Raw genomic sequence first — 348 nt, 5'->3', positions numbered from 1 at the left:
AAAAGCTCCAGGAGCGGTTGGCCAAGTTGGTCGGCGGGGTGGCGGTCATTCAGGTGGGTGCCGCTACCGAGACGGAGCAGAAAGAGCTCAAGCACCGTATAGAAGACGCGCTCTCTGCGACCTCGACCTCTACCTCGCGCGTATCGAGCGTGCCAGCGCGCAACATCTCCCGCAGCCGCTCCCGCGTGCCGCTGTCTTCCCTTTCCTTGGGCGATTCTGCCCTCTCCTGGACTCCGCCCATTTCACATACAATAATATCGTAATCGCTTCGCAGCCGCGCTTTCGACATGCTGCACAGCGGCTAACCATCCTGATGTGATGGGTTTTTATATAGCGCGCTGGCAAGGC

1 pseudogene is annotated in these 348 nt (G+C 59.5%); it reads left to right on the top strand.

Features of this window, described 5'->3' with window-relative positions:
- Positions 1 to 263: pseudogene (locus tag EZM41_RS14005) on the top strand (hypothetical protein); the annotation flags it as partial.
- Between the last annotated feature and the right edge of the window lie 85 nt (positions 264 to 348).

Origin of the sequence: Acetomicrobium sp. S15 = DSM 107314, assembly GCF_016125955.1 — a bacterium.
Classification (GTDB): Bacteria; Synergistota; Synergistia; order Synergistales; family Thermosynergistaceae; genus Thermosynergistes; species Thermosynergistes pyruvativorans.
Note: the sequence above shows the minus strand (reverse complement) of the source record. Positions and strands in the feature narration are given on the sequence as shown.